The following is a 20,812-nucleotide window of genomic DNA, read 5'->3' on the forward strand; positions in this document are numbered from 1 at the left end:
AAGGACTAGGATTTCGCGCTCACCCCAAGTGAGGCACCACTCCGGATTACGCGCTCACTTTCAAATGAGGCACCTCGCGGCGGAGCCAATCATCAAGGAGTGTTCACGAGCGGCCGCGGCCGACCGGACTCGCCGTCGGTCAGTAGGTGCGGGACTTCGGCGGATAGTCGGTGATGGCCACCGGTTGCCAGGAGACGACACGGTCCGGGCCCGTCATCGAATGGGCGAGGAACCCTTTGTCGTCGCGTTCCGGGAAATCCCGGCGGAACAGGGCGCCACGCGACTCATGCCGGGCGTCCGCCGCCGAGAGCATGGCCTGCGCCACCGTGAGCAGATGCCGCGCCTCAAGTATCGCGGTGATCTCCTGGTTGTAGGCCGCGGTGTCGCTGTGCGCCGTGAGACGTTCGGCGCGGGGGACGAGCTCGCATTCGATGGCATGCAACGCCTTGATGAGACCGTCGTGGTCACAGCGCACGGCGGCGTGGCGTTCCATGATTGCCCCAAGGTCGGCCATGAGACGGTAGGCGTTGTCCTCTCCGGCGCCTGCATCATCGTCGGACGGTTCCGTGGAGGCCGCGGACGTAAGCAGGGAGTCGACGGCGCGGCGACGGAGATTCGCGGCGTCGGCGACGGATGGAATCGCGGCCGTGGCGTCGTCATGGGGCGCGGTCCCCTCGATGCGTGACGCCATGGCTTCGCCGGCCCGGGTGCCGAACAGGCATGCATCCAGCAGCGAGTTCGCGCCGAGCCGGTTGGCTCCGTGAACGCTGACGCACGAGCATTCGCCCGCCGCGTAGAGCCCTTCGACGGGGCGCCTCGCGTCACCGGTCCATTCGTAGACGTTGCCGTCGGCGGCGATGGGGATGCCACCCATGGTGTAGTGCGCGGTCGGCTTGATGGGGATGAGGTCCCGGGATGGGTCGCGTCCCGCGTACTGGCGCACGGTCGCGCACACTTCGGGGAGCCGCTTCTCCAGTACGTCATGGCCCACCGCCCGCAGGTCGAGCCACACGCAGTCCCTCGGCCCGTCCGGATCCTTCGGGTCGGCGACGCCCCGGCCGGCGTCGACCTCGGCCATGATGGACCGGGACACCACGTCACGGGCCGCGAGATCGCCATGCCCGGGGGCGTAGCGGTCCATGAAGTGCTCGCCGTCGGCGTTCAGCAGCCGTCCGCCCTCGCCCCTGGCCGCCTCGGACAGCAGGATTCCGGTATGCGCCAGTCCGGTGGGATGGAACTGCACGAATTCGATGTCCTCCAGCTGCAGTCCCGCATCAAGCGCCAGGGCCATGCCGTCGCCGGTCAGGTCCCACGAATTCGACGTGGTATGGAACAGCCGGCCGGCTCCGCCGGTGGCCAGCATGATGGTGTCCGCCTCGATGCCGTGCACCTTCCCCGTGTGCGTGTCCAGGACCACCAGTCCGCGGGCATGGGCCGCGCCGGCGTCGTCGCGCTCGACCACCAGATCGCTCACGTACCATTCCTCGGCGAACTCGATGCCCTCCCGGACGCATTGCTGCCATAACGAGTGAAGGATCTGATGGCCGATGCGGTCGGCCGCGTATGCGGTACGGTGCACCGGCTGCCGTCCGAATTCCACTGTGTGCCCTCCGAACAGACGCTGGGCGATGCGTCCGTCCTCGGTGCGCGAGAACGCCACGCCGTCATGTTCCAGACCGATGACGGTGGCGGGGGCGTGCTCCGCCAGTATCGCGGCCATGTCCTGGTCTACCAGCCAGTCGCCGCCCTTGATCGTGTCGTACAGATGCCAATGCCAGTCGTCATGTTCGATATTGCCCAGACTGGCGGCGATGCCGCCTTCGGCGGAACCGGTGTGCGAGCGCAACGGCTGGAGCTTCGAAAGCACCAGGATCCTGGGTTCGCGTCCATCCCCGCGCATCCGTTCGTACGCCTCGGAACGCAACAACCCCAGGCTGGCGGACAGCCCCGCCGCGCCGGCTCCGACGATTATCGCATCATAGTGTGTTTCCAACTGCTTCGGACTCATACCCTTGATTGTCGCACAAGCCCGGACCACGGAACGGCGGGGGAACGGCGGACGGCCCGCGTGGCAGGACCGGCGTCGGACCCATAATGGGAGCATGGACAAGGATGATGAACAGTCGTTTTCCCGGAAGGTCTATGCCGTGGTGAGGCGGATCCCGGAGGGGTGCGTGGCCACATACGGACAGGTGGCCGCGCTCGCCGGCGCCCCGCGCAGCGCGAGGTTCGTCGGTTTCGCGTTGCACGGCAATCCCGAGCCGGGGAGGATACCCTGCCACCGTGTGGTGTTCCGTGACGGGTCCCTGGCCCCGGGATTCGCCTTCGGCGGCCCCGAACGGCAGCGTGCGTTGCTGGAGGAGGAGGGCGTGGTGTTCGTGCCGCCGTCAGGGGAGGGCGGCAACGCCGGCGCGGATGGATGGCGGGTCGACCTCGGCCGCTGCCTGTGGCGGGCGTAGCCCGTCTAGCCGGGCGCTGTTCCCCGGTCCCGCCGACGAGGGGCAGAGGAGACGATCCCGTCGGATCCTATGACGACGGCTCCCGAGGCCTCCATGGTGGCTAGCGTCGCCTGCAATGTGGCCGCGTCGCAGGGCGGTGACGTCTTGCGCGCACGCAGACGCGCAAGGATGGCGTCGGGTGTCGCCGGTGTATGGCGGCGTCTGCAGGCGCGGACGGCTGCCTCCACCGCCTGCCGCATCCCGTCGTCTTCGATGGCTCGTTCGCGGGCCGGGCGTGCGCTGGCGGCCTTCTTCCGGTCTCCGGCCTCGTCGACGTGGACGGGATCCCCGTCGGTATCCGGTGGCGCCGCGGCGGCGTGCGGTGCGTGGCAGATGTCCGAGACGTCGGTGGCCGAGGCCAGCAGCATGGCCTTGCCCTCATGGACCAGCCTGTTGCATCCGGTGTTGTAGGGTTCGTCGATGTCGCCCGGGGCGGCATAGAGCTCGCGGCTCATCTCCGCGGCCCAGGTGGCGGTGTTCAGGGCCCCCGAACGATGTCTCGCCTGCGCGACGACCACGACCCTGCCCAATGCCGCGATTATTCGGTTGCGCAGCAGGAACCTCCGCGCCTCGGGGACCGTTCCCGGGGGCATCTCGCTGATCAACGCCCCCTGGCGGTCGGTCATGGCCTCGAACAAGGGGATATTGCGGGACGGGCCGATGTGGTCCAGCCCTCCGGCGAACACCGCGACGGTGCGTCCGGCGGGATTCCCCCCATCCGTGCCGTCCCGCTCGTCCCATGCCGCCACGGCGCCCCAATGTGCGGCGGCGTCGGCGCCCATCGCTCCTCCGGACACCACGAGATGCCCGGCGCGCGCCGCGTGGAGTCCTATGCCCCTCGCCACGAACCGCCCATAGTCGTTGGCCTCGCGCGACCCCACCACGGCCACCGGGGCCTCGCAGCTGACCAATGCCGAGGGATCGCCCACGCCCCACAGGCACAGCGGGGGCGCCCAATCCGAACGTATGGACAGGTCCGCCAGCTGCGGCGGCCAATACGGCGAACCGGGACCGATGAGCCACTGTCGTCCATCGCGTATGAACCATGACGTCAGCTCCTCGCGCGAGTGTGCGGGCAGGAGGTCCAGCCGCCCACGCCAGCGGTTCAGCGCCGTGTGGAACCCGTCCATCGCCCTGGCATCGGCCCGGCGCCCCCATCGAGCCAGCCCGGTGATGAACATCCGGTCGAGTTCGCGGTCTCCGCCCCGTTCCCCGTATCCCAGCCATCGCGGTCGCCGGCCGCCGGCTCCCTCGCATAGGAGCGCCAGCAGCTGTGCGGGCGAGTCGGCCCCTTTCAGCGTGGCGAACATGAGGGCGTCGGGCCCGTCCCCGCAATGGGTGAGCGCCGCGCGGCAGAGCGCATCGATATCCATGCCCATGCTCATCGTCTCCTCCATATCCGTTATTTCAATCGTGTCCGCAGCGCTATGCCGGCTGCGACGTCCCCCGAGTCGGGGCTGGTCCGGCCGGAGACGTCCGCCAGCGTCCAGGCCAGACGCAACGCGCGGTCGGCGCCCCGCAGGCTGAGCTGCTGCGTCTCCAACGCGTCGGACACCAGCGACAGCGCCTTCCTCGATGTGTTCCGGCGCAGCCACTCGCCGCTCGCCTTGGCGTTGCATGGCCACCCCTGCATCCGGAAGCGTTCCGCTGCGGTCCCGCGCGCCTCGATCACGCGCTTGCGGATGGTCTCGCTGGATTCGCCGGGCCTGCGCTCGCCGGAGACGAGTTCCGCCACCGGCGGCACGGTCACCTGGATGTCTATGCGGTCGAGGATCGGTCCGGATAGCCGGTTCCAGTAGCGGGTTCTGTCCTTGACGCTGCATACGCAACGTTCGCCGGACCCCCAGCCGAATCCGCATGGGCAGGGGTTCGCCGCCATGACAAGCTGGAAATGCGCCGGATAGTGCGTGGTCCCCTTGGAGCGCGAGAGCGAGATGAAGCCGGTCTCCAAAGGTTCGCGGATGGTCTGCAGCACGCGTGGAGGGAATTCGGGGGCCTCGTCCATGAACAGCACGCCGTTGTGGGCCCGTGTTATGGCGCCCGGGCGTGCGAAGCCCGAGCCTCCTCCCACCAGCGAGGCCACGCTGGATGTGTGGTGGGGTGCCTCGAACGGCGGGACGTCGGTGATGCCGTATGAGGGAAGGGACCCGCATAGAGACCGGATGGAGGCCACCTCAAGCTGCTGCCGTTCGTTCATCGGAGGCATGATGGTGGGCAGCCGTGAGGCCAGCATGGTCTTTCCCGCGCCGGGAGGTCCCACCATGATGACGTTGTGTCCGCCTGCCGCCGCCACCTCCAGCGCCCATTTGACGTGGTCCTGCCCCACCACCTGATCCATGTCGGACGGATCGTGGCCGCCCGTCGTGTCGGCGGCCCCTCTCGTATCGTTTGCGGCGTCGACGTCCTCGGGAAGATGGTACCGGGCGTCGCCTCCCATGTGTTCGATGAGTTCGCCGAGATGGCGCACCGGCACGATGTCGATGCCGGGTACCAGCTCGGCCTCCTCCAGGTTGCCGTGGGGGATGAACGCCCTCGCGATGCCGCGGTTGCGTGCATGGAGCAGCATCGGCAGCAGTCCGGTGATGGGCAGCACGCAGCCGTCGAGCCTCAGCTCGCCCATGACGAGGGTCTGCTCGAAGGCGTCGTGCGGTATGGCGCCGCCGGCGCACAGTACGCTGGCCGCGACCGCCAGGTCGTGGCTTGCCCCGCTTTTGGGCAGGGACGCCGGGGAGAGGTTCACCGTCACCCGTGTCTGGGGCCAGGCGAAACCGGCGGCCGAGCACGCCGACTTCACCCGTTCCCGGGCCTCGGACAGCGAGGCGTCGGGCAGGCCGATGATGGAGAAATACGGCAGGCCGGGGGATATGTACGCCTGCATGGTGATGGTGAAGGCCTTGAGGCCGACGAGACCCACCGAAAGCGCCGTGCCGATCATCAGAACGCCCCCGGTATATGACGGATTTGCGGGGCGCGACGCCCGCCGAGCACGCTGATGGCCAGGACGTCGAAACGCGTGCCGCGATGGCGTATCGCCCCGCCGTGCCGCTGCATCCATTCCAGCCCGGCATGACGCAGGGTCCTGCGTTTGTGTTCGGTCACCGCGTCCTGGGGCGGCCCGAACGTGGCGCTGCGCCGTGTCTTCACCTCGACGAACGTGAGCTGGTCGGCACGGTTCAGCGCGATGATATCGAGCTCGCCGTGCCGCGTCCGCCAGTTGCGGCCGAGGATGGTCCAGCCGCGCTCCCTCAGCCACAGTTCGGCGTAGTCCTCGCCGAGGAGACCGAGCTGCCGCGGGGACAGCCCCGGCTGGTGGAGCCTCATGGTCAGCCGGTCGATCTGCTGCCGGACCTGCGCCGCGGAAGGCTCTCCGGCAATGGTTGTCTGCCGGTTCGAGATCCGCCCGGCCTGCATGGTGTCTGTCATGGGTCCACTTCACCATGGACCGGCCGGCGGCGGGGTTCTTTCCCGGGCATGTGGACGGACGGACCACCCCCGGCCGGCGAATGTAGACAACGGGCGACCGGCCACGCGGACGTGGACGGGCACACGCCCGTCCACACGCAAGCCGTTCCGGCGTGTCGCGGAGGATCGCCCGGAAAAACCGGCGACCGGCCCCGTCGGCAAACCATTGCGGAACATGCGACTGGGAAAAGGCTATAACCAACCCTGATAGCCAAAAGCCCGTTTTGGCTTGAAAACAGGGGCTTCCAGCGGATATTGTCACAGTCATCAACCAAAAACAAACCAAACACGAACTTGAAGGAGCTCACCACAATGGCTGAGAAGAACAAGAACTACCGTTTCGAAACCCTGCAGCTGCACGTCGGTCAGGAGCAGGCCGACCCGGCCACCGATTCCCGCGCCGTGCCGATCTACGCCACCACCTCCTACGTCTTCCATGACTTCGACCACGCCGAGGCCCGCTTCGGACTTCAGGATCCGGGCAACATCTACGGCCGTCTGACCAACTCCACCCAGGGCGTGTTCGAGGACCGCATCGCCGCCCTCGAAGGCGGCACCGCAGGCATCGCGGTCGCCTCCGGCGCCGCGGCCGTCGAATACGCGGTGCGCAACATCACCCAGTCCGGCGACCACATCGTCTCCTCCAAGAACATCTACGGCGGCACCTTCAACCTGCTCAAGCACACGCTGCCGCGCGACGGCATCGCCACCACCTTCGTCGACCCCGAGGTCCCGCAGAACTTCGAGGACGCCATCCAGGAGAACACCAAGCTCGTCTACTTCGAGACCTTCGGCAACCCGAACGCCGACCTGCCGGACTTCGAGGCCATCTCCGCGATCGCCCACAAGCACCATCTGCCGGTGATCGTCGACAACACGTTCGCCACCCCGTACCTGTTCCGTCCGCTTGAGCACGGCGCGGACGTGGTGGTGGAGTCCGCTACCAAGTTCATCGGCGGCCACGGCACCACGCTGGGCGGCGTCGTCGTCGAGGGCGGCAAGTTCAACTGGGCCGAGGTGCCGGGCAAGTTCCCGACCCTCACCGAGCCGGATCCGTCCTACCACGGCCTCAACTTCTACGAGGCGCTGGGCGGCGCCGCGTTCGTGACCCGCATCCGCGCCATCCTGCTGCGCGACACCGGTGCCACGCTCTCCCCGTTCGCCGCCTTCCTGCTGCTCCAGGGCACCGAGACGCTCTCCCTGCGCGTCGAGCGCCACGTGCAGAACGCCCTCAAGGTCGTCGAGTACCTGCAGACCGTGCCCGAGGTCGAGTCCGTCTCCCACCCGGCCATCGAGGGCCGCCGCGACCACGAGCTGTACAAGAAGTACTTCCCGAACGGCGCCGGCTCCATCTTCACCTTCGACATCAAGGGCGGCAAGGACGCGGCACGCGTGTTCATCAACAACCTGCACCTGTTCAGCCTGCTGGCCAACGTCGCCGACGTGAAGAGCCTCGTGATTCACCCGGCCTCCACCACCCACTCCCAGGAGACCCTGGAGGAGCTGGAGGATCAGGGCATCCACCAGGGCACCATCCGCCTGTCGATCGGCACCGAGAACATCGAGGACATCCTTGACGACCTCAAGGGCGGCTTCGAGGCCCTGCGCGAGTCCGGTCTCGCCAAGTGACCCTGAGGATTCGGGGGTAATCCTTACTTTCGGTCAATCGGGGCCGGCGCTGTTGGGGGATGGCGTCGGCCCCTTTCCCTTTCCCCCGTCCGGATGCCGTCCCGCGATGCGTGGCCCCATGCTACGCATCGCGGGACGACGCGCATCCATGCATCGGCCGTGCGCTACCGGCCGCACACCTCGTCCACGAACGTGCGCACGAAGGTGAGCGCGGCGCCGAGCACGTCCTGGTCGGGCGCGCACGCGCTCTTGCGCATCGTCAGGCTGCAGTCGGGGAACGAGTCCAGCCGTTGCACGCGCTGTTTCAGGTCCGCCATGTCGTCGTTGGTGAAGTACTGGCCGACCTGGCCGCCGATGATCACGTCGCAGTTGAGCACGGTGCGCATGTTCTTGATTGCCAGCGCAAGGTTGTCGAGATAGATGTTGAAGACGCGGCGGTGCGTGTATTCGTCGTCGCGCACCTGGTTGAAGAACTCCTCGATGCTTTCGTTCCTATGCCCGGTCAGCACGCGGGCCGAGCAGTAGGCGTCGAGGCAGCCCTTGCGCCCGCAGTAGCAGGGGGCGCCGTCCTCCACCAGCGTCATGTGCTCGATGGTGCCGTTCTTCATGGTGGAGCCCTGGCGCAGACGTCCGTCGATGATGACCGCGCCGCCCATGTACGGCTCCAGATACACGCACAGCGCGTTCTCTATGGACGGGTCCAGCCATAGTTCCGTCATCGCCGAGGCGTCGGAGTCGTGGATGAACGTGCACGGGTGGTCGATCTCCCTGGCGAACGTGGATGTGTTCAGCCCCTCGTTGCCGAGGATCTTGCCGAACGTGATGCTCTGCCCGTCCGCGGAGACGATGCCCTGCATGCAGAACGCCACGCCGAGGATCGTGGACGATGGCACGTTCAGCGATCTGATGAAGTGGTTGGTGAACTGGCAGATGCGGTGGTAGTACGCGTCCGTATGCGCGTAGGGAAGCCTGCCGGAGGCGCGCTTGACGCACACCCCGTGCATGTTCACCGCGCAGACGATGACCGTGTCCGAGGTCATGCGCACCCCGATGGACAGACGCACCAGGCTGTTGAACATGTAACGCTTCGGCTTGCGTCCGCCGGTCGACTCGAAGAAGCCCCCGCATTGGATGAGCCCGTCGGCCTCCAGGTCGCGCAGGTTCTGCGTGATCGTCGGCAGGCTCATGTTCAGCGCCCGCATGATGTCCTGCTTTGACGAGCCGTTATGCCGGTAGATATGGTCGAGCACCTGATGCCGGTTGTGCAGTTTGACCTGCGCGGTGGTTGCAGTAGCCAATAGAAAACCTTTCCAACGCCTCATTGTATAGACCGGGATCCGATTCCGCCGTGAGGGCGGCGGAAGTGTCGCATCGTGGTCTGCGACTACGATGACGTATGACGGTCGTCTCGAACGATAGGACGCATCATGACCTCTGATTTCCATGCACGCATCCCCGACCTCATGATGGCTTCGGGCCCCTGCTCCGCCTACCCGCGTGTGCTGTCCGCCATGGGACGGCAGATGATGCACCACCGCACCGAGGACTTCGTCGAACTCATGTTGTCGGTCGACGCCGACCTGTCGCGGCTGTTCCGTACGCGCAACCGTGTCCTGCCCGTCGAGGGGGAGTCGATCCTCGGGTTGGAGATGGCCGCATACAATCTCGTCGAACCGGGCGACGTATGCATCAACCTGGCGTCCGGATACTACGGGGCGGGGTATGCCAGGGTGCTGCGCGGCTATGGCGGCGAGGTCGTCGACGTGTCCGTGCCGTACGACACGTCCGTGTCCATCGATCAGGTGCGCGGGGCGCTGGACCGCCATCCCGAGGCGAAGGTGCTGGCCTTCGTGCATTCCGAGACCCCGTCCGCGTCCGAGAACCCGATGGGGGACATCTGCCGCGAATGCCGTGATCGCGGCGTGCTCACCATCGTCGATTCCGTTTCCGGCGTGGGCGGCTCCGACGTGCGGTTCGATGATTGGGGGGTCGACGTGTGCGTCACCGGCACGCAGAAATGCCTTGGCTCCACACCAGGCATGTCGCTGGTCGCGCTCAGCGACCGTGCGTGGGAGCGTACACGCGCGGTCGCCGTCGACGCCGGACGATACGAACGCTCCTACCTGTCGTTCCTGCCATGGCGGCGGTGGGTGGACGAGGACTATGTGCCATATACGCCGCCGATCTCGTCGATCTACGGGCTCAAGGCAGCGCTCGACATCATCATGGACGAGGGCGGCGTGGACGCGTCGATCGCCCGTCACGAGGCCGCCGCCAAGGCGACCCGCGCCGGCATCCGCGCCATGGGACTGGAACTGTGGGTGGACGAGGACGCCCACATGGCCAACTCCGTCACAGCGGTCACCGTCCCCGACGGCATCGACGACCGACGTCTGCGCGGCATCATGGACGACGAATACGGTCTGCATATCTCGGGAGGCCTCGGAGACGAGGCCGGCCGTCTCATCCGCATCGGGCACATGGGATATACGGCCAGCCGGCAGAAGGTCGTCACCGCCTTGGGCGTGCTCGCCTCGGCGCTCGCCGAACTCGGCCGGCCGGTCGACGTCGCCGCCGGGCTGGAGGCTGCGGCCGGGGCGTAAGGTCCGCCCGTCTCGTCATCCGAAGAGGAAGGCGGCCCCGATCGTTCCGTCGAACCTTGTCTCGGCTATGTTGCTACACTGCACATGCTTGTGCGCCAGGCTCGCAGTGAATGGCATGGACCCGCAGGGATGAGATTCATGATGGGCGCACCGAAGGCGTTTCGTACATTCCGATGGATGATGTGATGTAAGGATGGAATCGTGAGGGAATCGCGGACTGTGGTGAAGGAACGGGAGACGGGGATATCGCCGATGGACGACATCGCGACCGGCGGCACGGCGGCGGATATGGATGAGAGGATACCCCGCAAGCTCATCGGCTCGATATTCGCGGTGGGGTCGTTGGCCTTCTTCGGCATCCTGACCGAGACGGTGATGACCGTGCTGTTCCCCGAACTCATGAGGGAACTGCATGTCGGCACCGCCACCGTGCAGTGGATCACCACGATCTACCTGCTGTCGGTGGCCGTCACCATGCCGATCAGCTCGTACCTCAAACGCCGGTTCCCCCTGAAGGGCATATTCGTGGCCGCGGTGATACTCGCCGTCGCCGGATGCGTCATCATGATCTTCGGCCGCAGCTTCCCGGTGCTGATCGTGGCGCGCATCATCCAGGGCGTGGGCTCCGGCATCGCCACGCCGTTGATGATCAACATCATCCTGGAACAGTCGCCGCGTTCGAAGATAGGCCGGCTCATGGGCGTGGGGTCGCTGGTCATCACGGTGGCGCCCGCCATAGGCCCCACCGTGGGCGGCGCCGTATCCAGCGTGCTGCCGTGGAGGGCGATCTTCGTGCTCATCATCCCCGTCATGGCGGTGTCCCTGATCGTCGGGCTGTTCTGCATCGAGCAGAGGACGCCGACCCAGTCCGCGCAGCTGAACCCGCTGCAGTTCATCGCGATCGTGCTCGGCCTGGCCGGACTGGTCATGGCGCTGAACCAGGCCGGCGTCGCCATCGGCGCGGCTGCGGATGGGGGATCCTACGCCACGGCCGCGTCCATCGCCTGCGCGAGCCTCGTCGTCGGTGTGCTCGCCCTGCTGTTCTTCGGCTACTCGTCCAAGCGCTCCTTCTCACCGCTCATCCGGCTGGGAATCCTGCGTGACCCGGTGGTGCTGCTGCATCTTCTGGCATATGGGATCCTGCCGATGGTGGGCATCGGATTCGGATACGTGATCACCAACCTCGCCCAGCTTTCGCTCGGCACCAACGCGTTCCTCGCCGGGGCGCTGGTGCTTCCCGGCGCCCTGATCGGCGCGTTCTTCGCACCCGTGGGCGGCATGCTGTACGACCGTTTCGGCCCGACCCGCCCCATCCTCACGGCCTTCGCCGTGGCGATCGTTGGCCCGGTCCTCCTGCTGGTCTTCTCCATGCGTCTGACGCCCGAGCTGCTCGCCGGATTCTACTTCATCTTCGGCCTGAGCTATGCGCTCGGCTACTCCAACATCATGACCAGCGCGTTGAGCGCCATCCCCCCGCAGTTCACGCCGGACGGCAACGCCATCTTCAACACCATGCTGCAGTTCGGCGGCGCCGCCGGGACCACGCTGTTCTCGACCGTCCTCACCATCGCGCAGGCAGGGGCGGGGAACGAGGGGTCGTCGTCGTTCGCCCATGCGACGGCGGTCGGCGGCGCATGGACCTTCGCCGTCATGGCCGTCATCTGCGTCGCCGCGTTCATTGCGCTCGCCTTCGCGTTCCGCATCAGGTCGCTTCGAGGCAAGCGGGACAAGGCCATATCCCATATGTGATGCCATGTCATATGACATAGACCATCGGTGTGCCCGTCATCCCAGGGGATGACGGGCACAGTCGTTTTCTCCGCCCCACGCACGATGGAAGGGACGGCGAGTCCCTCGTAATCTGGCGGATATCGACGGGCATTCGCCCGGATGCGAAAGGAAGGAGAACGACGATGGGTCGTCATACGAATACGGGGGCCGGCGCGATGCTCCGGTCGGGACGGGCCGCCGCAAAACACGTCGGACACATGGCGGATGCCGCATACGACATCCCGATGCCGCCCGCAAGGACGGGTGTGGCACGGGGAACGGTGGCCGTCGAGGCCATCGGACTGACCAAGGACTACGGAAGGGGAGAAACGGCCGTCCACGCCCTGCGCGGCGTGGACGTGTGCTTCGAACGCGGACGGTTCACCGCCATCATGGGACCGTCCGGCTCCGGGAAATCCACGCTTATGCACACGCTTGCCGGCCTTGACTCCGCCACCGGCGGACACATCCTGCTCGACGGCTCGGACATCACCACGATGAACGACCGCGAACTCACCCTGTTGCGCCGCCGTCGGATAGGATTCATCTTCCAGAACTTCAACCTGCTGCCGATGTTCACCGCGGAACAGAACATCCTCATGCCGCTCACGCTCGCCGGCGCGAGGCCCGACCGGTCCTGGCTACGCACGCTGGTCCGTACGCTCGGACTCGAACAACGCATGAACCACCGGCCCAACGAACTGTCGGGCGGACAGCAGCAGCGCGTCGCCATAGCCCGGGCGCTCATCGCGAAGCCGGCCGTCGTCTTCGCCGACGAACCCACCGGCAACCTCGACTCCGTGTCCAGCACCGAAGTGCTGGAATTCCTCAAACGTTCCGTACGGGAACTCGGACAGACCATCATCATGGTCACCCATGACGCCGTCGCCGCATCCTACGCCGACCGGGCCATCGTCTTCGCCGACGGACGCATCGTGGCCGACGAACCCCATCCCACGGCCGAACGCATGAACGCGCTGCTCATGGAGGAGCGCCGGAACACCGCAGCGCACGCGCGGCCGGGCCGCTGAACCGAGACCATACGCAGGAAAGACGCACGATAATGTTCTCCATAACCATCAGAATGATGAAACGCAGCGCGAGGATGCTCGTGCCGGCGGGCATCGCCATAGTCATCGGCACCGCGTTCATCGCCGCCACACTGCTGTTCGGCAATGCGATGAACGACACCCTGAAGCGCATGACCACCGCGCAGTACGGCGACGCGAACTACTCCATCGGATTCGACACGTCCATCGCCGATGCGGACGACGCGGACATGGACTACCTGTATTCACGGACCGTCTCGGACTTCCATCCGGAGCGGCTGCGAGCCGTCGAAGGCGTGAAGGGGCTGCGCTTCGAGGCGCGCGCCGAAGCGGTCGCGACCAACGGCGACAGCCACGCCAACGTGTTCGCCGTGACCACCGCATCAGAGAGGGGGCTGCTGCCCGTGACCGTCACGCAAGGCGCCCAGCCGTCAGGAGACGGACAGGCCGCATTGCAGGATTCCACAGCGAAACAGCTTGGCGTGAGAGTCGGCGACGACATCACGCTGGCATCGAAGGGCGCGTCGCACGATATGCGGGCACGCGTCGTCGGGCTCACCCGCGACGACGCCGGCGCCTACCCCTACTACGGCGGTGCCTCACTGCTCTCCGACGACCTCATGGCCGCAATGAACGGCGTATCCGATTTCGGACGGGTGAACGCCACCACGGCCTATCTTGACATCGACGGCGATCCGGCCGCAGTGAAGACCACCGTCGACACAATCAACCGCATCCTGCCGAAACGGTTCACCGCGCAAAGCCGTGACAAGGCGGCCAAGGCCGCCGTCAAGTCGCTTTCCGGCGGGGACACCGACATCGTCACCACGTTCCTGCTCGGCTTCGGCGCGCTCGCCATGCTCGTCGCCGCGCTTGTCATCGCCAACACGTTCCAGGTACTCGTCGCCCAACGGCGACGCACCCTCGCCCTGCTGCGCACCATCGGCGCCGGCAAGGGGCAGCTGTACGCCTCCGTGCTGTTCGAGGCGGGACTGCTCGGCCTTGTCGCATCCGTATTGGGCGTGGGGCTCGGACTCGCGTTGATGGCCGCGGTGACGGCGTCCGGACTGACATCGTCCATCGGCATGGCCATGCGGCTTGTGCTCGACTGGCGCGTGTTTGTCGTGCCGATCGCATTCGGTGTCGTCATGACGGTCATCGCATCGCTCTCCTCCGCGCGCACCGCCACGTCCGTCACCCCACTGGAGGCGCTCAGGCCGATGGAACTGTCGGAAACGCGCCGGACGGGCGTCGTGCGAGGCGCCCTGTCCGCGCTGATGCTCGCAGGTGGACTGGCGATGTGCGCCTACGCGGCATGGCAGATGAGCCGAAACACCGCGGGACAGGCGTCGATGGTCGACGACCACTATTCGACCGTGCTCGTCATGGCCGTCGGCGGATGCGCGCTCGTCTTCCTCGGCCTCATCGTCTCCGCCGTATACTGGCTGCCCCGGGCCCTGCACGGCGCGGGAGCATTCGCCTCCCTCGCCGGCCCGAGCGCCAGGATCGCGCACGCCAACATCCAGAAGAACCCACGGCGCGTCGCAGCCACCGGCGCCGCACTGCTCATCGGCGTAACCCTCGTCTCCACGATCGCCACCGGCGCCGCCAGCGGCAAGGCGACCATGGGCGAAGCGCTCGCCTCCCGATACAGCGTCGACATGATCGCCTCCGGCGACGACATGACCGACGCCAGGGCCTCCAAGGCCGCCAAGGTGAAGGGCGTCACCGCATCCATATACGCGCCCACCGCGACGATGAACGTGAAGGACACGCACGGCACGACCATCACCACGCTCGTCGTCGGTGTGGACGGTGCGGACACCCTGCGCAAGGTCATGCACGCCGACCTCGGCGACACTGCCATCGGGAACGGCACGATACTCATGCCCCACCGTTCCGCGTTCGGCGGCAAGGACTTCGTGTTCAGGAACGGCCGCGTCGAACTCACTCCGGCGAGCGTCTCACCCGCCTCCGGCGACACGGCGACGTCCGACGACGCCCGCGACGGCAAAGGCGCGCTGACGCTCGACGTGCGACAGGCCGACTACCGCCGCGTTTCAGCCGACTACGCCGCCGTCGCCTTCGTGAACATCAGGCACTTCACCGACGGCGACCTGAAGACCGACGGCCACATGATGCTCATGCGCATCGACGCCGACAAAGCCGGCACCACCCTCAACGACGTGTTCACCGGCGTGCAATCCGCATTCGCCGACTCCGCAGGCATCACCGTCACCGGACCCATCGCCGAACGCGCCCAATGGGAGACGATGATCGACGCGATGATGGCGATGCTCGTAGGACTCATCGCCGTCGCCGTGCTCATCGCGCTCGTAGGCGTCGCGAACACGCTGTCGCTGTCCGTCATCGAACGCACCCGTGAATCCGCCACGCTGCGCGCCATCGGCATGACTCGCGGCCAGCTGCGCCGTTCCCTCGCCATCGAGGCGCTGCTGCTCGCGCTTGTCTCCGGCCTGGCCGGCGTGGCGCTCGGCACCGGATTCGGATGGCTCGGCTCCTACATGGTGTTCAGCCTCTACGGCACGGTGGTCTTCCCGTTCGACTGGGCGGTCAACGGGGCCACGCTCGGCATCGCGGCGCTCGCGGCCCTGCTCGCCTCCGTCGCCCCCGCCCGACGCGCCGTGAAGACACCCCCGGTCGAGGCGCTGGCCGAAGCCTAGCGGAACCCTACGGGAACACACACCGTCCCATCAGCGGATACCCAGCCGACGGGCCTATAACTTAACCAAGTGATGCCCGCACGACACGCCTTCGGACGTGAAACGGCGGGCATCGTCCATTCCGTGCTCATTCCGTGCTCATCCCGCGTCAATCCCGCATAGGGGATCGGTCCGTATGCAGCACCAAGCACCAGAGTGCCGGCGCCGATGCCGGCTACACCAGATGGTTCTCGTAGGCGAACACCACCGCCTGCACGCGGTCACGGGCGTTGATCTTCGCCAGAATATGCGCCACATGCGTCTTCACCGTCGGCAGGCCGATGAACAGCTTGTCGGCGATCTCCTGATTGCTCAGACCATGCGCTATCTCGACCAGCACCTCGCGCTCGCGCTCGGTAAGCGTGTCGAGTTCGGGATCGGTGTATGCGGCCGTGGAGCCCGATGCTCCCAGGTCCGCGGCCTGCGCCCTATGCTCCCGGCTCATCTTCTCGATCAGCCGTTTCGTCGCGGAAGGCGCGATGATGGCGTTGCCTTGGAACACCGTGCGAATCGAGGCGAGCAGGGTCTCCGGCTCGGTGTCCTTCAGCAGGAATCCGGAGGCTCCGGCATTGATCGCGGCCATCACATATTCGTCCAGGTCGAAGGTCGTGAGGATGATCACCCTCGTCGTCACGCCGCCGGACTCCCCGGTCGGCGACGTGATTCGCCGCGTCGCCTCCAGGCCGTCCATGCCCGGCATACGAACATCCATGAGCATCACGTCCGGGTGCAGCCGTTCGGCCATCGCCACGGCCTCGGCGCCGTCGCCGGCCTGTCCGACCACGTCCAGATCGCTTTGCGATCCGATGACCATGGCGAATCCGGCGCGCACCAGTTCCTGATCGTCCGCTATCACCACACGAATACGGTGTTCCGGCATGTCCGTCCCTTCCTCACTTGGTGCCGTCCTTCGCATCGACGGCTTTCCGAACGCTCACGGTGTTCCACTGTAGCTGTTGGCTCAGAGGACCCGCGGGGGAAAGACGCATGGTCCCGGCGCCTGCGTCGGTATCGTCGCTGAAGCCGGTCTCGCGCAGCACGCCGAGTAGCTGGCGCATCCTCTTCAGTGCGGCGCGGCCTTCGGAGGCGATGTCGCCGAACGCCGCGGCGACCGTCTCCGGATCGGCGTTCCCGTCGTTGAGGACGCGCAGGCCCTCGTCCGCCCTGCCGATCACGCCGAGCAGCGTGTCGGATACGTCGGCCTGGATGTTCGCGCTGATGCGGTCCCGCTCCATGTTCGCGGCGAGGACCTTCTGCCTGGCCTCCTCCTTGCGGAGCGCCTCCTCGCGTGCACGCAGCACCAGCATGTTCGAGCCTCGCGAACGCGACCACATGCCCGCGGCCATGACCCCCAGCAGCGTGATACATGAGACGAACGCGCACGCCGACAGCAGGGGCAGGGCCGCTGCACCCCGCGCCGGATCGGAGGCGACCGATTCCGGCGATCCGACGAGCAGCGCAATCAGCGATGCCGTCGTGATGCCGAGATAGTTCCTCGCGGTGAAATTGGCGGCGAACACGAACGACCCCAGAACGATCGTGGGAATGGTCCACCGCCGGGCGTTCCTCGGACCGTACAACGTGACCGAATACACCGAATACACCGACAGCAGCGGGGCGAGGGTGCTCCAAGGGGCCGCCGTCAGCTCCAGCATCGCGACGGCTGCGAACGTCGCGGCGCTGGCCTGCGGGAACCGTCGACGCCACACCAAGGGCAGCAGGAGCATGATGTTGGCCAGAATTCGATGATGCCCCGTTTCACCGCCCACGGATGGGAGAAACATCATGAACAGCAGGACGACGGCGAGCAGGTCGACCAGAAGATAATGCCGCTCGGTCCATCGGGAGACGCGTTCGATCATGTTGAAATCCCCGGCTTCGGGATTATCGTGTGCGTCGTCATGTCCACGGTCGTCTCGCAGGAAGTCGAATATCGTATGGATCCTTTCGGCGGCGGACTGTGCGAACCCGTCCGGCGAATACATCGGAGCCGTCTCCCCGGACGACGGTGCCGCATCCGCGGCCCGGCCGCCGTGCTCCACCTCCTCCGCCGCCATGGCGGAGGAGACGCGACGGCCCTCCGGCCCGTCTTCGACTGCGGAGGGGGAGAAGGGGATGAACGCCTCGACCTCGAATCCGCCTCCTATGCGTGGCCCCGTCGAGCATGTGCCACCCAACGATTCCAGACGCTCCCGCATCCCTATCAGGCCGTATCCGGTTTTGTGGCCGTCCTGCATCGTTGACACGCCCCGGCCATCATCCTCGACGCGCAGCCGCAGCCCGTTGTCCGACCAGTCCTCCGTAAGGGAGGCGTGCACGTGCGGGCCGGCGTATTTGCGGATGTTCGTCAATGATTCCTGAACCACGCGGTAGGCGATGACCTGCGCGTGCGCGCCGAGCCTGTCCGGGGCCGACGTGCCGTTCACCACGCGGTCGAGCCTAATGTCCGGGCAGGTGGCCCGCGCCTGCCGTACCAATGCGGCGATGCCGTCGTAATCCGGGCGTCCGTCGTCCGTTCCGGGCCGTGACCGGGATGAGGCTCCGAACATGCCGGAGTCTCCATCGGACCCATCGGCATCGGATGAGAAGATGCCGAGCAGATGCCGCATGTCGTCGAGCGCCTTCGTGCTTTCGTCCCGTATGGTCTCCATGGTCGATCGTGCGAGGTCGTGGTCGTCGGCCGCGGCGAACCTTCCGCCGTCCGCCTGCACGATGATGATGGACAGCGTGTGGGCCACCACATCGTGCATGTCGCGGGCTATGCGGGCCCGCTCCGCCAGCGCGGCTATGCGCGACTCCTCCTTGCGCCGGGCCTCCAACGCCGTATTGCGCTCCTGCATCCATCGGATGGTGGTGAGTCTCGCGCGTTGCCAATAGGCCATGACGATCACCGCGATCACCGGGGCCAGCATCATGGCCAGCACCATCGCGGCGTCCAGACGCATCGACGGGGCGCAGGAGTCGAGGTCTACCGAGCCCGACGGGGTGAGGCATTCGTATGGCGAGGACTGGTATCGGTCGGCCCCGTTCACCGTCAGCGGGCCGAAGGCGAGCACCGCCATGTTGACGGCCGCCGCCACGAACGTCATGCCCGCCGCCATGGCGATGAACGGCCGTGCGGCGGCGCGGTCGCCGTGGACGATCACGGCGTAGAGATGCATGAGGGCGAAGCAGTCGGTCGCCACCAGGGCGGGCCCCACCGCCAGCTGGATGATGCATAGGGCCACGAATGCCAGTGCGGATGCGCGCGGCGTCTTGCGGCGGAGCATCAGGGGAAGGGCGTATATGCAGGTCCAGAACATGAGCGATCGTTGCGACGTGGGGAACAGCAGCCCGTTCTGCGACAGCGTGCCCGACGTCGAAGTCGCCCCGAGCAGCAGGGTCAGCGTCAGCGACAGCGCGATGTCGAATGCGAGGTGGCGGTCGACGAATCGTCCGGACGACGATTCGGTTCCGCCTGGGATGTCCGTGAATGCATGCACACCCATAGCCTAGCCGGATTCGGCGGTTCCGCCGTCCTTCCTGGGAATGATTGCCTATGATTCGGCATATGTCGGTTCCCGACATACTTCGGTGCGACAATGGGGCCGTAAGACGAACAAGGAGCGTGCCGATGCCGTTGTTGGGAAGATACTATGTGCCGGGCCTGTGCGTGGAGGACCATTCCATCGCCGTGCCGGTCGACTGGGGTGGGGCGAATCCCGCGGATGTCCTGCGGTCGGGGCTTGCGAAGGATGGCCCGGATGGGTCTCCGGCGACGTTGGGGCTGTTCTATCGTGTGCTGTGCGCCCCCGAGCACGTGCATGACGATCTGCCGTTGCTGGTGTTCCTGCAGGGAGGGCCGGGCGGCCAGTGCCCGCGGCCGCTTGGCCCTAGCGATGACGGGTGGATAGCCGAGGCGGTCCGGCATTTCCGTGTGGTGCTTCCCGACCAGCGGGGCACGGGGCGTTCCTCCCGCATCGATGCGCAGTCCGTCGCCGGCATGGACGCCCGTGCTGCGGCGGATTATCTGAAGCTGTTCCTCGCCGATTCCATCGTCCGCGATTTCGAATACCTGCGGTTGAAGGCGTTCGGCGGGGCGCGGTGGGCGAGCCTGGGGCAGAGCTACGGCGGCTTCCTCACCCTGACGTATCTTTCGCTGTTCCCGCATGGGTTGGCGGCGTCGTTCACCACGGGCGGCATACCGCATGTGCCCGCGGACGCGGCCGAGGTGTATGCGCACACGTTCCCCCGCATGATGGCGAAGACGCGGCGGTACTACGAGCGCTATCCGCAGGATGCACGGCGGGTGGCGGCCATCGCCGACCGTCTTGCCCAGGGGGATGTGACGCTGCCGAACGGCGACCCGTTCTCCTTGAACCGACTGCGGATGCTGGGTGCCGATTTCGGCATGAAGCCGAGCTTCGAACGCCTGCACTGGCTGGTCGATCAGGCGTTCACCGGGGGAGACGGGGCCGTCCTTCCCGAGGACGATTCCTCCGGGGTGCCCCATGCCGACCATGCATACGGATGCGAGCCGGCAGCGTTGTCCACGGGATTCCTCATGAACGTGCTGGCGCGTACGGCATCGTACGAGCGTCCGCTGTACTGGCCGCTGCAGGAGTTCATCTACGCCGACGGCGAGCTCGACCATCCCATCCGGTGGGCCGCGCAGCATGAGCTGGAACACCATCCCGAGTATGCCGCGGACGCCCGTCCGTTCATGTTCACCGGCGAGGCCGTGTTCCCATGGATGTTCGACGAGGACTCCTCCCTGCGTCCGTTCAGGCCGGCCGTGGAACTCCTGATGGAGGATACGCATTTCGGGAGGATCTATGACGTCGGCCAGCTGGAACGCAACGACGTGCCGTTGCAGGCGGCCGTCTATTTCGACGACATGTACGTGGATTCCGGCCTGCAGCTCGACACGCTCTCCCGCATCGGCAACGCGCACGCGTGGGTGACCAACGAATTCGAGCATGACGGCGTGCATGACGGCCCGACCGTGTTCCGCCGTCTGTACGAGGAGGCCCGGGACCGGGGCGATCTCGCCAATCTCCGATGATCGGGGAACGGGAAAAGCCCGCCGTGACGATTCC

General features: G+C 66.5%; 14 protein-coding genes. 7 read left to right on the forward strand and 7 right to left on the reverse strand.

What is annotated here, in order from left to right:
- Window positions 1–139: 139 nt before the first annotated feature.
- A complete protein-coding gene (locus DF200_RS05775) occupies window positions 140–2,008 on the reverse strand; it encodes an FAD-binding protein (RefSeq protein ID WP_109137338.1) in 1,869 nt (622 codons plus the stop codon).
- Between the two features lie 94 nt (window positions 2,009–2,102).
- On the opposite strand from DF200_RS05775, the gene DF200_RS05780 reads away from it, so the two are divergent.
- Window positions 2,103–2,459 (forward strand): MGMT family protein, encoded by a 357-nt coding sequence (locus DF200_RS05780; protein WP_109137339.1) that lies wholly within the window; start codon window positions 2,103–2,105, stop codon window positions 2,457–2,459.
- Between the two features lie 5 nt (window positions 2,460–2,464).
- Here the strand turns inward: DF200_RS05780 and DF200_RS05785 are convergent, their stop codons facing one another.
- Genes DF200_RS05785 through DF200_RS05795 form a run of 3 tightly spaced genes read right to left on the reverse strand, consistent with a single transcriptional unit; the run spans window position 2,465 to window position 5,921 of the window.
- A complete protein-coding gene (locus tag DF200_RS05785; protein WP_241520150.1) occupies window positions 2,465–3,877 on the reverse strand; it encodes a DNA-processing protein DprA in 1,413 nt (470 codons plus the stop codon).
- A gap of 23 nt (window positions 3,878–3,900) precedes the next feature.
- Window positions 3,901–5,436, reverse strand: coding sequence for a YifB family Mg chelatase-like AAA ATPase (locus tag DF200_RS05790; protein ID WP_109137379.1), 1,536 nt, complete (start codon window positions 5,434–5,436; stop codon window positions 3,901–3,903).
- Window positions 5,433–5,921: a YraN family protein gene (locus DF200_RS05795; RefSeq protein ID WP_241520151.1), complete on the reverse strand. Its 489-nt coding sequence runs from the start codon at window positions 5,919–5,921 to the stop codon at window positions 5,433–5,435. The genes DF200_RS05790 and DF200_RS05795 overlap by 4 nt, the downstream gene beginning before the upstream one ends.
- A gap of 351 nt (window positions 5,922–6,272) precedes the next feature.
- Here DF200_RS05795 and DF200_RS05800 point away from each other — a divergent pair, with 351 nt between their 5' ends.
- Window positions 6,273–7,589 carry an O-acetylhomoserine aminocarboxypropyltransferase/cysteine synthase family protein gene (locus DF200_RS05800; RefSeq protein WP_109137341.1) on the forward strand — a complete coding sequence of 439 codons (1,317 nt, stop codon included), beginning with the start codon at window positions 6,273–6,275 and terminating at the stop codon, window positions 7,587–7,589.
- A gap of 164 nt (window positions 7,590–7,753) precedes the next feature.
- Here the strand turns inward: DF200_RS05800 and DF200_RS05805 are convergent, their stop codons facing one another.
- Complete coding sequence (locus DF200_RS05805; RefSeq protein ID WP_158275791.1) at window positions 7,754–8,887, reverse strand: ROK family transcriptional regulator; 1,134 nt, start codon at window positions 8,885–8,887, stop codon at window positions 7,754–7,756.
- A 129-nt stretch (window positions 8,888–9,016) separates the two neighbouring features.
- Here DF200_RS05805 and DF200_RS05810 point away from each other — a divergent pair, with 129 nt between their 5' ends.
- The 4 genes from DF200_RS05810 (at window position 9,017) to DF200_RS05825 (ending at window position 15,695) form a co-directional block, all read left to right on the forward strand.
- Entirely contained in the window at window positions 9,017–10,192 is a 1,176-nt protein-coding gene (locus DF200_RS05810; protein ID WP_109137343.1) for a pyridoxal-phosphate-dependent aminotransferase family protein, read from the forward strand.
- Window positions 10,193–10,444: 252 nt separating this feature from the next.
- Window positions 10,445–11,941 carry an MFS transporter gene (locus DF200_RS05815; protein WP_109137344.1) on the forward strand — a complete coding sequence of 499 codons (1,497 nt, stop codon included), beginning with the start codon at window positions 10,445–10,447 and terminating at the stop codon, window positions 11,939–11,941.
- 266 nt (window positions 11,942–12,207) lie between these two features.
- The gene (locus DF200_RS05820) at window positions 12,208–12,993 is read left to right on the forward strand and encodes an ABC transporter ATP-binding protein (protein WP_170112487.1); all 786 of its coding nucleotides are present in this window, start codon (window positions 12,208–12,210) and stop codon (window positions 12,991–12,993) included.
- 32 nt (window positions 12,994–13,025) lie between these two features.
- Entirely contained in the window at window positions 13,026–15,695 is a 2,670-nt protein-coding gene (locus DF200_RS05825; protein ID WP_109137345.1) for an ABC transporter permease, read from the forward strand.
- 214 nt (window positions 15,696–15,909) lie between these two features.
- Here DF200_RS05825 and DF200_RS05830 read toward each other — a convergent pair whose 3' ends face one another.
- On the reverse strand, window positions 15,910–16,614 hold the full coding sequence (locus tag DF200_RS05830; RefSeq protein ID WP_109137346.1) for a response regulator: 705 nt from the start codon (window positions 16,612–16,614) through the stop codon (window positions 15,910–15,912).
- A gap of 13 nt (window positions 16,615–16,627) precedes the next feature.
- Window positions 16,628–19,216, reverse strand: a complete 2,589-nt coding sequence (locus tag DF200_RS05835) for a sensor histidine kinase (RefSeq protein ID WP_158275792.1) — start codon at window positions 19,214–19,216, stop codon at window positions 16,628–16,630.
- 131 nt (window positions 19,217–19,347) lie between these two features.
- On the opposite strand from DF200_RS05835, the gene DF200_RS05840 reads away from it, so the two are divergent.
- Window positions 19,348–20,778: an alpha/beta fold hydrolase gene (locus DF200_RS05840; RefSeq protein ID WP_109137348.1), complete on the forward strand. Its 1,431-nt coding sequence runs from the start codon at window positions 19,348–19,350 to the stop codon at window positions 20,776–20,778.
- Window positions 20,779–20,812: the final 34 nt, after the last annotated feature.

It is taken from the genome of Bifidobacterium catulorum (assembly GCF_003129925.1).
Lineage (GTDB): Bacteria > Actinomycetota > Actinomycetes > Actinomycetales > Bifidobacteriaceae > Galliscardovia > Galliscardovia catulorum.